This is a genomic window from Methylobacterium tarhaniae, from assembly GCF_001043955.1.
GTDB classification, from domain to species: domain Bacteria; phylum Pseudomonadota; class Alphaproteobacteria; order Rhizobiales; family Beijerinckiaceae; genus Methylobacterium; species Methylobacterium tarhaniae.
On the sequence record NZ_LABZ01000067.1, the window covers coordinates 24,120 to 36,911 of the forward strand.

General features: G+C 62.7%; 14 protein-coding genes. 7 read left to right on the forward strand and 7 right to left on the reverse strand.

Annotated features, from left to right (window positions below; all coding sequences use genetic code 11):
• Positions 1 to 9: 9 nt before the first annotated feature.
• Together VQ03_RS32975 and VQ03_RS31785 are read left to right on the forward strand one after the other, a co-directional pair.
• On the forward strand, positions 10 to 1,272 hold the full coding sequence (locus VQ03_RS32975; RefSeq protein WP_157064063.1) for an nSTAND1 domain-containing NTPase: 1,263 nt from the start codon (positions 10 to 12) through the stop codon (positions 1,270 to 1,272).
• Between the two features lie 120 nt (positions 1,273 to 1,392).
• Positions 1,393 to 2,958 carry a restriction endonuclease gene (locus VQ03_RS31785; protein WP_083467912.1) on the forward strand — a complete coding sequence of 522 codons (1,566 nt, stop codon included), beginning with the start codon at positions 1,393 to 1,395 and terminating at the stop codon, positions 2,956 to 2,958.
• A 367-nt stretch (positions 2,959 to 3,325) separates the two neighbouring features.
• Here VQ03_RS31785 and VQ03_RS32980 read toward each other — a convergent pair whose 3' ends face one another.
• Both VQ03_RS32980 and VQ03_RS10550 read right to left on the reverse strand, forming a co-directional pair.
• Positions 3,326 to 3,469 carry a hypothetical protein gene (locus tag VQ03_RS32980; RefSeq protein ID WP_157064064.1) on the reverse strand — a complete coding sequence of 48 codons (144 nt, stop codon included), beginning with the start codon at positions 3,467 to 3,469 and terminating at the stop codon, positions 3,326 to 3,328.
• Between the two features lies 1 nt (position 3,470).
• Positions 3,471 to 3,977 (reverse strand): Ros/MucR family transcriptional regulator, encoded by a 507-nt coding sequence (locus VQ03_RS10550; protein ID WP_048450832.1) that lies wholly within the window; start codon positions 3,975 to 3,977, stop codon positions 3,471 to 3,473.
• Between the two features lie 395 nt (positions 3,978 to 4,372).
• Here VQ03_RS10550 and VQ03_RS10555 point away from each other — a divergent pair, with 395 nt between their 5' ends.
• The gene (locus VQ03_RS10555) at positions 4,373 to 4,639 is read left to right on the forward strand and encodes a hypothetical protein (RefSeq protein ID WP_048450833.1); all 267 of its coding nucleotides are present in this window, start codon (positions 4,373 to 4,375) and stop codon (positions 4,637 to 4,639) included.
• Between the two features lie 474 nt (positions 4,640 to 5,113).
• On the opposite strand, the gene VQ03_RS10560 is transcribed toward VQ03_RS10555, so the two are convergent.
• The 3 genes from VQ03_RS10560 to VQ03_RS10570 all read right to left on the reverse strand — a co-directional run bounded on the left by VQ03_RS10560 (position 5,114) and on the right by VQ03_RS10570 (position 6,945).
• A complete protein-coding gene (locus tag VQ03_RS10560) occupies positions 5,114 to 5,548 on the reverse strand; it encodes a hypothetical protein (RefSeq protein ID WP_048450834.1) in 435 nt (144 codons plus the stop codon).
• Between the two features lie 342 nt (positions 5,549 to 5,890).
• Positions 5,891 to 6,259 (reverse strand): hypothetical protein, encoded by a 369-nt coding sequence (locus VQ03_RS10565; protein ID WP_048450835.1) that lies wholly within the window; start codon positions 6,257 to 6,259, stop codon positions 5,891 to 5,893.
• Positions 6,259 to 6,945 carry a ParA family protein gene (locus tag VQ03_RS10570; RefSeq protein ID WP_048450836.1) on the reverse strand — a complete coding sequence of 229 codons (687 nt, stop codon included), beginning with the start codon at positions 6,943 to 6,945 and terminating at the stop codon, positions 6,259 to 6,261. Before VQ03_RS10570 ends, VQ03_RS10565 begins: the two co-directional genes overlap by 1 nt.
• A gap of 202 nt (positions 6,946 to 7,147) precedes the next feature.
• On the opposite strand from VQ03_RS10570, the gene VQ03_RS10575 reads away from it, so the two are divergent.
• From VQ03_RS10575 to VQ03_RS31790, 3 genes are all read left to right on the forward strand, one after another.
• The gene (locus VQ03_RS10575) at positions 7,148 to 7,399 is read left to right on the forward strand and encodes a type II toxin-antitoxin system ParD family antitoxin (protein ID WP_048450837.1); all 252 of its coding nucleotides are present in this window, start codon (positions 7,148 to 7,150) and stop codon (positions 7,397 to 7,399) included.
• Positions 7,396 to 7,689 carry a type II toxin-antitoxin system RelE/ParE family toxin gene (locus VQ03_RS10580; RefSeq protein WP_048450838.1) on the forward strand — a complete coding sequence of 98 codons (294 nt, stop codon included), beginning with the start codon at positions 7,396 to 7,398 and terminating at the stop codon, positions 7,687 to 7,689. Before VQ03_RS10575 ends, VQ03_RS10580 begins: the two co-directional genes overlap by 4 nt.
• 976 nt (positions 7,690 to 8,665) lie before the next feature.
• On the forward strand, positions 8,666 to 9,418 hold the full coding sequence (locus VQ03_RS31790; protein ID WP_083467913.1) for a transcriptional regulator: 753 nt from the start codon (positions 8,666 to 8,668) through the stop codon (positions 9,416 to 9,418).
• Positions 9,419 to 9,651: 233 nt separating this feature from the next.
• Here the strand turns inward: VQ03_RS31790 and VQ03_RS10585 are convergent, their stop codons facing one another.
• Both VQ03_RS10585 and VQ03_RS10590 read right to left on the reverse strand, forming a co-directional pair.
• On the reverse strand, positions 9,652 to 10,575 hold the full coding sequence (locus VQ03_RS10585) for a HEPN domain-containing protein (protein WP_048450839.1): 924 nt from the start codon (positions 10,573 to 10,575) through the stop codon (positions 9,652 to 9,654).
• A gap of 236 nt (positions 10,576 to 10,811) precedes the next feature.
• Complete coding sequence (locus VQ03_RS10590; RefSeq protein ID WP_048450840.1) at positions 10,812 to 11,087, reverse strand: hypothetical protein; 276 nt, start codon at positions 11,085 to 11,087, stop codon at positions 10,812 to 10,814.
• A gap of 159 nt (positions 11,088 to 11,246) precedes the next feature.
• Here VQ03_RS10590 and traA point away from each other — a divergent pair.
• Positions 11,247 to 12,792: Ti-type conjugative transfer relaxase TraA (gene traA, locus VQ03_RS10595; RefSeq protein ID WP_048450841.1), on the forward strand; the 1,546-nt coding region annotated here is incomplete at its 3' end.

Consider the following 12,792-nt stretch of genomic DNA (forward strand, 5'->3'; position numbering starts at 1 on the left):
GGACCACGGATGTCGATTGCCAGGATCACCGAGGACGAATTTCGCAGCATCATCGCAGCCAATCTCACCCCTTCGGAGGAAATTCGCACTCCCGAGCGCTTGTTTGGTCGCCAGAAGAACCTCACCAGCATCGACCGCGCGCTGAATTCACCTGGGCGACAAATTTTTGTCTACGGCGATCGAGGTGTCGGTAAATCCAGCCTCGCCGTCACTGCGGCACACATGCACACTGGTAGCGCCAACGCGCCCATCTACGTGCCGTGCGGTCGCCTCAGTGGCTTCAGCGATGTGATCCAGGCCGTCGGCCTGAAGACGATTGGCATCATTGAGCGGTTCGAGAAAGCGGCAACCGGGCGTGGCCTCAACTTCACGGTCCCCACTCTTGGAGGCGTGGGCCTCTCCGCGGGCACTCCTGGCAGCACCACGATCCCGGCCCCGACGACGATCGACGAAGCACTCGACGTCATCCGCTACGTGGCCGAAAAGCGTAGAGGAAGGCTTGTTGTAGTCATCGATGAGATGGAGCGGATCGAGAAAGTTGAAGAACGCGATAAGTTTGCCGAATTCATCAAAAATATTCCAACACTTGGGAATGATATTCGTTTCATATTCTGTGGTATTGCCTCAGATGTTGACGAATTACTGAATGCTCATCCATCGGCTGGCCGTATTCTTGAAACAATCAAACTTGAACGACTCCGACATGATGCGCTCTGGAAGATCATTACGACAGTCTCGGAGAAGGTAGGGGTTGATATAACCCATGATATGCTAGTCCGCATCAGCCAAATAAGCGATGGTTTTCCGCATTTTGTCCATTTGATAGGTGATACGATGTTCTGGAATGTCTTCGATGATCCGGAAATGGTGACAACCATCGACCGCCACCATTTTCGGGCTGGCATCAAGGGGGCGATCGAGAGGAGCGATGTCGTCCTCCGAACGCAGTATCAGAAGGCGGTTCAGAAAACGCGCAACACACTCGATTACGAGGAGGCTCTCTGGGCGCTTGCCGACAGCACCGCTGACCGTCGGCAGGTGACGGACATTTACGACTCAAGCTACCGGCGGATCATGGAGTCGCGCGGAGACCGACCGTTCCTGCGGCGTGACGCCTTCAATCAGCGCCTACTCTCGCTAAGGGGTGAGGGGCATGGCCGCGTCGTCATTGGCCACGGCTCAGGATGGTTCGGGTTCCGCGAGAACCTGATGCGCGGCTATGTTCGGCTTCGTGCTGAGGACCAAGGCATCACGCTCGGGCGAGATATCTGACGGTTCATCTACTTCCTTGTTAACTTCTTTGGTTGCTCAAACAAGATCCACTTCCGCTTCTCGGGCTGGACAACTCAGGTCATGGCGTCGCATCTTCCCATTTAAGAACAGGAGGATGATGTGGCGCGGGGGTTTGTCAGCACTATCAATAAGATGGCTAAGGAAGCCGAGCGCGCTCGTAAGGCGCAGGAACGTACGCGAGTGAGATTTGCTAAATCTGCAGCACAACAAGCTAAGCAATTAAATAAAATAGAACGTCAATCTTACTACGAAGCAAGGCAGAATGAAGTTCGGATTGAGAACGAGAGATTATCAGATGATATTTCTAAGTTGGGAAAAATACTTGATGATTCACTATTTAATATCATTTTGATAGATTTTGATCAGTATAAGAAAATTGTTACTGATAGTGATATTGATAGAGATCCAAAGCTGAGACTGCCACAAGTTCCCATGCTCGCAGCCTTATTGCCGAAGCCGCTTGGCTTTTTCGGAAGGTTGATACCTGGAGCTCAAGGCCGATATCGCAAGCTTGCCGCAAGCGCTGAAGCTGAGCACGCCGCCCTACTGAACAACTTCGAGGGGATCAGGAACCGCCGTACGTCTGCATTGGCCGAGTTGCAGGCAGAGGCCGACCGCCACAACGCCGAGATCTCAGCGCTAAGGGACTCCTACAAGGCAGGCGAGGCAGAAGGCGTAATCGCCTACTTTGAGGCTGTTTTCCAGCGATCTGAGTACCCTGATTGCTTTGCTCATGAGCACAATATTGCATTCTTGCCAGAGTCCAACCAAATCGTGGTCGAATATGAAATTCCATCCATGGATGATGTTGTTCCGACTGTCGAAAAATATCGCTACGTAAAGTCAAACGACGAAATTGCAGAGACAAAACGCACTGAGAAATCACGACAATCTTTATATGCGAGCGTTATTGCTCAAACGGCTCTGCGTCTCCTTCATGAGGTATTCGCGTCGGATGCGGAGCATATTGTCGAGGTTGCGGTGATCAACATTTTCGTTTCAACGATCGACAAAGCTACCGGCCGTTCGATCCGTCCTTGTCTCGTCTCTGTCCGGTTGTCGGCCGAGCAGTTTGCAGAACTGCACCTTGAACGGGTTGAACCTGCTGCGTGCCTGAAGCAACTCCGTGCTAACGTCTCAAGTCACCCTTCTGAACTTGTGGCCGTGAAACCGATCATCGACATCAATATGGTCGATCGTCGTTTCATTGACGAAACCGACGTGCTCTCAACCCTCGACAGCCGTCCGAACCTAATGGAGCTGACGCCCAACGAGTTCGAGTCATTAATCACCAACCTCTTCAAGGCTATGGGTCTTGAGGCACGACTGACGCAATCGTCGCGAGACGGCGGGGTCGATTGTGTAGCCTTCGATCAACGACCTATCTTCGGTGGTAAGGTTGTCATTCAGGCCAAGCGCTACAAGCACACGGTCGGCGTCAGTGCAGTTCGTGATCTATATGGAACCATGATGAACGAGGGTGCTTCGAAAGGTATTCTCGTTACTACAAGCGGGTATGGGAAGGCCGCTTTCGAATTTGCGAACGGCAAGCCAATCGAACTGATCAGCGGAGGCAATTTACTCTCGCTCCTATCTGAGCACGCCGGTATAGAAGCGAAGATCCAGGTGCCTGATACATGGATCGATCCGCCTTTACAGGGATAAGTGTATAAGCCGGCAACAAGGTCGCTCAGCCGACGACCTTGAATGTCGGAAAACACCTGTTTCCCGGCAGGTACCTCGATAATTGGTAGGCTATAGCTATCTGATAGCTACCAGTTATCGTTTCTTGGACTCTCTATGGCTAGGCTTCCTGGTAAGAGGAATGCTGCCCTGGCGGCTTTCGTCCCTCAGCCGAGTAGCAGTCGGGTAGCGACCGCAAAGCCTGAGCGGCGGGCCGGGGCGTTCCCTCCAGATGGAGACCCGGCCCGCCGGCCTCGCTGAAGGGTGATCGGAACAGCAAGGCACCTGCACTTAGCAGCGACGCCTGGCGGTTGCACAGACATCCGTTGGGTTGTGACGCGGCGAGAGTCTACCGGAATGGGGTGGGGATCACGTCCTCGAGCGCGAAGAAGATCCCGACGAGCGCGATCACCAGGCCTGCCACGATCAGGCTCACGGTTCGGAGCGGCAGGATGCGCGCAGGCCCCTGCCGCCAGGGCTTGACCGGGCTCACGTCACTCCGCGGCGGTGGCAGTGGCCTTCTTCGGCCGGCCGCGGCGGGCCGGCGCAGGCTCGGCCGCTTGCGTCTCGGCTTCCACCTTCCGTGCTTCAGCTCGATCGCGCCGGATCTGGCCGAGGCCGAGGCTCTTGGCGAGTTCGGAGCGCTGGGCAGCGTAGGTGGCCGCGACCATCGGATAGTCGTGCGGCAGGCCCCACTTCTGGCGGTACTGGTCGGGGGTGAGGCCACGTATCGTCAGGTGGCGCTTGAGCGCCTTGTAGGGCTTGCCGTCCTCAAGGCTGATGATGTGATCCGGCGTGACCGTCTTGCGGATCGGGATGGGGGGCGTGGGCTTCTCGACCTCGGGCGCCGGTGGTGCAGTCAGCTTCGCCAGGGCCGCATGGGTTGCCGCGATGAGACCCGGCAGCTCGGATGCCCGGATGTTGTTCCTCGTGACGTAAGCGCCGACGATGGCGGCGGCGAGACCGATAAAATCGGCATCTTCCTGTATGACGTCATTCATGTGCCTGGCCCGACTTGCTCGCCCTTGTGCTACTCTAAAATAACGGGCGATTGGTTGGATGGGTCAAGCCTTGTTGCGAGGCATCAGCACGTATTTCGTTTGAGCGTGGATTTCGAATGGACCGAGGCTGTTCGGCTTTCGATGACGGCTGAGTCGGGCGGGGTCACCTTTCAAGCAGATCGACTGGCTGTGTGATCGCTCGCTGCCGCGCTTGTCGAGCAGCGAGCACCAGGCGGTTTCATGATCGATCGCGCGGTGGCGCCTTGAAATTCGTTCCCTGACGCAGCGTGCGCGGGGACACATCGCGCCGGTTGGCAGTTCCCTATATTCAAATCATCGAAAAGCAGGCGGGCCGCAGACATAGGCCTGCACAGCACCAGGAGCCAGAATACCATATGAAGACCCGTATCGCTGCCGTCGTCACCGCGCTTGTCCTTGGCGTCGCCCCGATCTCGTCCGCCATGGCATTCGGCCCCGAGTTCCCGTTCGCGTCGTCCTCGCCCCGTGACGTCGAGACCACCGGTTCGATCGGTGGCCGCGCCAATACCAGCGTGCCGTTCTACGGCGCCTGCCCGATGAGCTCGGCCTCGGAGGGCAACGCCAACCAGCAGAACTTCCCGGTCAAGCAGTACGGCCAGACCGCCGGCGGCCACCGCTGCTGACCAACGCGGCCACTGACAATCCTGGACCTGTGACCCCGAACGGAAAGAACTCGACGATGAGCGACATGAAGCTTCTGCGCGCCGTGTCCTACGGCATGATCGGTGTCCTGGTCGGTGGCCTCGCCATGACGGTCGTGGGCACTGCCAACGCCCTGATGGGTTTGTAACAGAGACGGAAGGGCTGCCCGCGGGCGGCCCTTTTCCGCGTTACGAGGACTCTTCCCCGATCGGCCGCGCGTGTGCCCCTGCGCGGTGACAAGGTTCCGGCAACACCTCTTACGCCGTCATTCACTGCGCTTCTTAGCCTGCGGTTCAAGGATGTCCGGCATTCTGCCTTCGTGATCTCGGGGCTGGGAGGCAGAACCTGAGGCAACCAGGCAATGACCTGGACGACAGAGCACCACGATACGGGAGATGGCCTCGTCCAGCTGGCAGCGACCGGCGGCGGGGCCTTCTATCGTGGAGCGGAGTGCTTCAGGTGGCTGGGTACGGCCCCTGGAACAGATCGCCCATGGCCTTGCGCCGGAACAGCGTGCGCCAGCGGCGGCGCTGATGCTCGTCGCGGTCGTGCAGCATGTGGCAGCGCTGGCAGAACGCCGCCAGGTTGGCGTCTTCGTTGTTGGCTGTGTCGTGATCGCGGTGAGCGGCGGCCAGCACCACCTTCGTGATCCGGACTCGGGCGAGCAGGTCCTCGTCACGCAGCCGCTGCCGGAGTCTGCGTCCCTGGCCGTCGCGCCAGCCTGATATCTCGGCATCCCACCACCGGCCGTCGCCGAGGTGGAAGACCCGCTGCAGGTGCGGACGGGCGCATTCCTCGCACCGGCCCCGGGCTCGGCGGAAGCGGATCGCTTCGGAGAGCTGAGGCCAGTCGATGGGATAGAAGAAGCGGTGCTCCGGCCGGATCGGCATCCCTGCTCCCCGACTCGGCGGGCCTCCATGCTGAAGGAGAGCCTATCAGGCTCTACGGTTAAGCCTACCTTGCCGGATGGGCCTGCGGGCTTCGGCACGACCCTGCCTCATAGGGCCCTCGTGGCTGGGAGGCACCCGCCAAGCGACCTCGCGGCTATTCAAGCCCTTGGATCGTCGCTCGACGTCCTGCTGGCCGCCGAACGCGCTGCCGAGTGCCACCGGTGATCGTCAGCAAGGCGCTGAGCGATCTCGCGATACGGAGGCACGCTCGGATAGCCGGGAACATATGGATGCTGAAACAGGCACTTATCTAAAAAGTATCTGATAGCTACCAGTTAGCTATCAGATAGATTTTCCATGCTCACGCTGCAGTAGCTCCGTCGCCCGCTCGAACGCCTCGCCGAAGCCCCAGCCGTTCGCGTCCGCGACTGCCGTGAAGGCGTCGATCGCTTCCTGCTTGGTCTTGATGTTGAACTGGACGTTGCGGCCGGTCCGGCGGCGACGCTGCTGCTTCGGCTGCGGCGTGTCTGGCTTCGCCTCAGCCTTCACGGGCTCACGGCTCTTGAAGCCGGCCGCCTCAGCCGCCTCCTTCACCACTGACGGCTTCGGTTTGTCACTGGCCGGCTTACCCTTGGCCTTAGCCCAGGCAGCCGGATCGAAGCTGTCCAACTCGTCCCCGAAGCCGAGCGGAGCGCGTTCCTTGGCGGTCATCAGGCGACCTCTCTCGCGGCTGCAGCCGCCTTAAGCTTCGCTACCACCTCGCCGGCGAACTCGCGGGCATTCTGGATTGCCTTGTCGAGGTTGCTGACCTGCGTGGCGGTGAGGTCCGAGAGCGTGCCGCCGTAGTCGAACAGGTCGCGGAAAGCGGCACGTTCGACGATCGCGGTTTCGAAGATCTCGATGCCTCCTGTCCTGAGCTGCTCCGACACGTTGCGGAGCGCGCGCGATGGGATCGCCGCGCTCGTGCGGGTCAGGACAACCGCATGCGGAATTTTGCGCCTCGACATCTTCTCCTGGTTGCGGATCAGACGGATCGTCTTGGCACCGCCCTTGGCATCCATCGAGGAGCCCTGGATCGGGATCACGACCAGGTCGGACATGCCGATTGCGTTCGAGACCATCAAGCTTGCCGTACCCTCGAGGTCCACGATCACGAACTGTGACGCTTCCTCCGCGGCTTCGATCGCGTCGACTACGCTATCCTCTGTCACGTCGCCGACGATCACGATGTTGTCCGGCTTCCCTGGCAGCTTCGCCCACTGCGAAATCCACCGCTCGGGATCGGCATCGATGATCGTGACGGCGGCGCCTCGGGCGGCGAGTTCAGTCGCAAGCAGCAGCGCCGAGGTGGTTTTCCCAGCCCCGCCCTTTGGATTGGCGAAGGATATGACTGGCATGAGCATTTCCTACGCGATTGAAATTCCAGGCGGAATGCCATTCGATCACAAACACCGTAGCAGATAGCTAACGGCTAGCGAAGCCCTATCTGATAGCTACCAGATAGCTATCTGACGGCTTGAGAGAGTACTGTCGAGTTTCGCGGACAGCTTGATGGCGGGTCTAATATTTTTTGGTATAAGGTGGTATCGGGAGGTGGCCATGGCAAAAAACACATCCGTCACGTTGGGTGACCATTTCACGGGGTTCATCGACCGCCAGGTCGAAGCGGGTCGCTATGGTTCGGCGAGTGAGGTGGTACGGGCGGGCTTGCGGCTGCTCGAAGAGCATGAGGCCAAAGTTCAGGCTCTCCAGGCCGCGATCCAGGCCGGCGAGGAGTCTGGACCGGCGACCGCCTTCGATTTCGATGCGTTCATCGCCAGCAAACGCGCGCCTGTGTCAGAGCCGCAATGAGCGGCTACGTCCTTACGCCGGCAGCCCAGGCGGATGTTGCCGAGATCTGGGATTACACAGCAGAGCGGTGGAGCCGGGAACAGGCAACAGCCTACATCCGTGCCATTCAGGAGGCCTGCGAGGGTTTGGCCTCCGGCATGCGGATCAGCCGGCCGGTCGATGTGAAACCTGGATATCTCAAAACCAACGTCAAATCGCACTTCATCATATTCAGGCGGGACGACGCTGGGCTGGTTACCGTGGTTCGCATTCTGCACAGCCGCATGGATGTGGAGCGACATCTCCGATAGCTATCAGCTACCATATAGCTATCTGATAGCTACTAGATAATATGGATCATGTGCGGGGCTTGGTTGGTCATGCCGTTTCCGAGGGAGCCGCTCCGGCCGTTCGGTAAAGGGCGTTTTCGAAAGCATGAGGAGGAGCATGTCCGACCTTCCGTTCCTCTCGCCTCCATGGCGCTGGATGGCCGAGACGATCGCGAAGTACTCGCTCCACTTTGCGTCGCTCGATGATGTGCCCCCTGAACTACGCGGGCTGGCCCTTGATCGAGTCGGCACAGTGATGAGAGTGCTGGGTGCAGCGCTACCAGAGGGATGGCGCGAGGCTCTGGCGCAGCAATGCGGCTGGGAGCCAGAGAGCAACCCCTGAGGCTGTGCCGATCACCGGCGCGCCCGCATTGCGAGCTGCCGAGACTTCAACCGACGAGCCGATCGCCGGTGCAGCACAAGGGCAACCGGTAGACAGGCAAGGATGAGCGCCGCGGCTTGGACCACATGGACAGTAGCAATCACTGCGCCACGCCGTAGCGCGCTGCGCGCTCAAGAGCTTCCGGAAAGTCGATTTGGACGCCTTCGGTCAGCACGTGAAGCCCCGCCCTCCATCCGCTCGGCTGCGAGCGCCAGCACCCGGTCGGGGCGGCCTGTCCTACCTCTCTGAAGCCATCAGCCCTGCGAGAGTTTGACGAACCGTTGCCGTTCGTGCCGAATGGGAACTTGGGCGGCCCGCATCCCGCGAGTCGCTGAGGAGACCACCGCCGCCGCAGTGAGACCCTAGAACGCCAAACGGCCCCACTCCTTGCCGGGAGGGGGCCGTGACGCCGCCGAAGCGGGCATATCGGGTAACTCGCACCCCCGATATCGCCAGAGCACCCCTCGGGTGTCAAGCTAGAACGCAAGTTCCGGCAACGGTGGAGGCATGCCTAGTGAACGGAGCGCTTGCCGGCGCCTCCGATCGAACTGCCGCGGCCCGAGAGGGCCGGGACTGATGTTTGCTGACGAGATCCGGGCAGCCGTGATGGCGGCGCCCCGTGTGAAGCTGCCCGAGGTGGCGGCGGTGCTCTGGCGCGCCTATGGCGCCGGCCATGTGAGCGAGGCGGAGGCCGAGGAGCTGTCCGCGCTCATCGAGACCAGAAAGGTCGTGCCGACCGCGCCCGTGGCTGCTGCGGCTCTCAGGACGGACGTGGGCAGCCGGCCGAAGACGGATGCGAGCCTCGAGCGTCGGCGCCGCTGGGCGGCCTCAGGTCGGCTTCCGCCGGCCCTGGCGGCGCGGTTCACGCCCGGTGAGATTGCGGTGCTCGCAGTCGTAGCGGCCGAAGCCTGCCGGCGCGGGGACTGCCGGCTGGCTGTCGGCCATCTCGCGGCGGTCGCGGGCGTGTCCGAGACCCTGGTGCGTAACGCGCTACGCGAGGCGCGGGCGCTCGACCTTGTCACGATCGAGGAGCGGCGGGTGACGGCTTGGCGCAACGACACCAACGTGGTGCGGATCGTCTCGGCCGAATGGAGCGGCTGGCTGAAGCTCGCCAAGGGCCGGCCTGGGGCGGCTCCGGCTCCTCGCGGATCTGCCTCATTGAGGAACGGTCGTGTGGTATCAGGTGAGGGTCGAGGGGGTGGGTGCAAGTCTGCGAACCCCACGCCTACTGTTAGTGATAACCCTGTGAATCCAGCCCATCGGAACCCAGGAAAAGCTGCCGAAGGGCAGGGTCGCAGGCCAGGCAGAGCCTCGTCCTGGCGGGGTTAAGATTCGCACCAATGGGTCCGATACAGGCGCCAGGGCATGCACCATCAGCATGCGGGTCGTAGGCGGCGTTCGTTCAACCGGACGGGCTGCTTTCTCGCGCGCGCAGTCACGCTATCGCACCATCATGGCTGACTTAAGTGCTGGGCTTTGGAGCCTAAGAATCCGCTCGGAATCGGTAGCTCACCTCCGAGGAGGGATGATGCTGTCCTGAACCACGAATCCGCCGCGGCGGCTCATGATTCTGGCCGGTTCGCACCCGCGCTTTCGAGCCGTTCGGTGCAGATCGCTGCAACGCATCGCTGCAAGGCGCTCACCCGCTCGACAAGCCAAGCCAACTCCTCGCCGGTGATCTCGTAGTGCGGGGAGTACCGCGCATCGACGTAGGCGCGGTTGAGGAGGGCAAAGCAGCGCCGAGCGAATTTCGTGTCGTGCGGCCAGACCGGGATCAGCCGGGAATCGACGCTCTCGGCCTGTGACCGTAGCTTGGTCAGGCGGTGGAGCTTCGGGCTGTAAAGCGTCAGGACCAGCAGGACACAGTGGTACAGGCTCTCCGTCACCTGATGCAGGAGGAACGCGGCCTGCCGATAGTGACCGTCAGCGATGGTGCGGGTTGCCAGACCGAAGAAAACGTCTGCGTTGGGCAGCCATTGATCAAAGTGCCGCTGCGCCTCGGCCCGGACCGCTTCGGGGGTGAGAGGTTGGGGTGAGGCAAGGGGAAAACCCGGTGCCTCGTGCAGCACGATGCCATCCCGGGCGATGTCGACGAAGAACGGACGGCCCTGCGCCAGCTGGTCGTTCACATCCTGATAGGCGTGCACGATCACGTTCACCGGCGTCGCCAGACGACCGCCCAGGCTCAGCTCCTGAAGCAGGCGCTCCTCGGCCTTCTCCCACGCCTCATACTGGTCGGTGAAGCGCGCGTCGTTGACGACCACCAGCAGGTCGTAATCCGACAGGTAGCCGCTCCCCCGATCCTCGACCCAGTCGCCGCGCGCATAGGACCCGAACAGCATCAGCTTGAGGATGCGGCCGCGCCGGGCCTTGTCCGACAGCTTGGTCTTCTGTGCGTCCTCGAATTCCTCGAACAGGATCCGCACCGCGTGCTGCAGCTCGCGGCGTTTGCGGTCGGGCAGGTGGGCGAGCCGTTCGGTGTCCATCGCATCCTGACCGTTCAGTGCGGTCCCTTCCATCCTGCCGGATTGGGCCCGGTTCGACCCGGCGCCATCATCGGGTTCTCGTCAAAGGCGAGGCCGGCGAACCCCGCTCCGGAAAGCTGCGCCGCCTGCGTTCGACCTATCCATCGGCGCGGCCCTTTCCCGTACCACGGGCCCGGCGCTGGAGCAGAGATCGGACCCGAGCACGCTCCACCCTTCTCCCGGCATCGCGCGCATCATCAGGCCCGATCCGCCGGCTTAGCCGGGCTCCATTCGGCGAACGCGATCTTGTCCTGGGCTCGCTGAATGCGGGTCATCAGCTCGTCGAGCGCTTCGGCAAAGCGGCGTTCCTTGCCGGCCGCCTCGAGGAGCAATCCGCCCAGAATGATCTTGCGGCGAGTGTCGCGCTTCCTCTCCTCCTGGGCCGCCCGCGCGTCGAGCTGCTGCAGCCGGTGGTGGAGCTGCGCGAGCCGGGTGCGGGTGGCCTCGGCGGAGGCGGCCTGGGGCGCCGGCATGCGGATCGGTCTCCTGACGAACGGTCACGCTCCTTGCGGTGATATCAGGCACCGACTACCCTGGAAAGGAGTGGAAGGGCGCACTTTAGCATTGCTATCGCAATGCAAGCGCTAACCCGGTCTCCTCTTGCGGCAGGAACGGCCGGGAACGCAGCCGACGTGGCGATCTACCACCTCAGCATCAAGGCCGTCTCCCGCGCCGGTGGGCGCAGCGCCACCGCGGCTGCCGCGTACCGCGCTGCCTGCCTCATCGCCGACGAGCGCACCGGCGTGATCCACGACTACCAGCGCCGCAGCGGGGTCGCGGCGAGCTTCATCGTGGCGCCGGATGGAGCGGCCTGGGCGCAGGATCGCGCCAGGCTCTGGAACGCCGTCGAGGCGGCCGAGCGGCGCAAGGACGCCAAGGTCGCCCGCGAGTACCAGGTCGCCCTGCCGCACGAGCTGACCCCCGAGGAGCGCGTCGGCCTCGTCCGTGACTTCGCCGAGCGGCTATGTGCCCGCTACGGCGTGGCGGCGGACGTCGCCATTCACGCGCCCGGCCGCGAGGGCGACGAGCGCAACTGGCACGCCCACATCCTGACCACGACGCGGGCCGTCACCCCCGACGGGCTTGGGGCCAAGACCCGGGTTCTCGACGTCGCCACGACGGCGCGGGGCGAGGTCGAGGCGCTGCGGGCGATCTGGGAGGAACGCGCCAACGAGCACCTGGCCCAGGCCGGTCATGCGGTCGCGATCGACCGGCGCTCACACCTCGATCGCGGGATCGAACTCGCCCCGACCGAGCATGTCGGGGTGCATGCGAGCCAGATGCAACGGCGCGGCAAACTAGGGGTCGATCGGGTGGCCTTGGACGCCGAGACCGCGGCCCGGAACGCCGACCTGATCGCGCGCCGGCCGGAGGAGGTTCTGCGGATCCTCACCGATGAAAAGGCGGTGTTCAGCCGCCAGGACGTCGCCCGCGCGCTGCACCGCTACGGCGTCGACGAGCCCGAGGCCTTCCAGGCCGTGCTCGCCCGGGTGATGGCGGCGGACGCGCTGGTGACGCTGCCGGGCGGCGAGCGGAATGCGGACGAACGCTTCACCACGACGGCGATGCTGGCGATCGAAACCGGCATGGCCGAGAGCGCCGATCGGCTGCTCGCCGACCGGCGCTATTCGGTCGGAATGGGATCGGTCGAGGCGGCGCTTTCGCGCCGTCCGGAGCTGGCGGACGAGCAGCGCGCGGCGGTGCGCCACGTCACCGGACCGGAGCGGATCGCCAGCGTGATCGGGCTCGCCGGCGCGGGCAAATCCACCATGCTCGGGACGGCACGCGAGGCCTGGGAAGCGGCTGGATACCGGGTGCACGGGGCGGCGCTCGCCGGCAAGGCGGCGGAGGGTCTGGAGGCCTCCTCGGGCATCCCGAGCCGCACCCTGGCGTCCTGGCAATTGGCCTGGACCAACGAGCGCCATCCGCTCGGAACGGGCGACATCCTGGTGATCGACGAGGCCGGGATGGTGTCCTCGCGCCAGCTCGCGCAGTTCGTCCAGACGGTCGAGCGCTCGGGCGCCAAGCTGGTGCTGGTGGGCGATCCCGAGCAGCTGCAGCCGATCGGGCCCGGCGCCGGGTTCCGGGTCTTGTCGGAGCGCACCGGCTTCCTGGAACTCGAGGCGATCCGGCGCCAGCGCACGGCCTGGCAGCGGCAGGCGAGCGTGGCCCTGGGCA